This window comes from Klebsiella sp. MS 92-3, from assembly GCF_000195655.1.
Lineage (GTDB): Bacteria > Pseudomonadota > Gammaproteobacteria > Enterobacterales > Enterobacteriaceae > Klebsiella > Klebsiella pneumoniae.
Window position 1 is genome coordinate 2,466 of sequence record NZ_GL882828.1, and the last position, 267, is coordinate 2,732.

Consider the following 267-nt stretch of genomic DNA (forward strand, 5'->3'; position numbering starts at 1 on the left):
GCGGGGGTCGTTGTCGGCGCGTCGGCCATTCCCTGCTGAAGGTGGGCGATAAACTGCGTCAGCTTCGGCAGGGGCCGACGATCCTGGCGCCAGAGCAGATGCACAGGCCGCGGCTGCGGAGTCCACGCCTCCAGCACCCGAACCAGGCTGCCGCTGGCCAGCGCATCGGCCAGCAGTACCTCCGGCTGCATCAGTAGCCCGGCCCCGGCGATCGCCGCCTGGCGCAGCGCGTAGCCCTCGTTGCAGCGCAAAACCGCATCGCGTTTC

General features: G+C 70.0%; 1 protein-coding gene. It reads right to left on the reverse strand.

Translation table 11 applies throughout. The annotated features are described in order from the left end of the window. The coding region (locus HMPREF9538_RS09505) for a LysR substrate-binding domain-containing protein (protein WP_009485589.1) at positions 1-267 on the reverse strand (267 nt) is incomplete at both ends.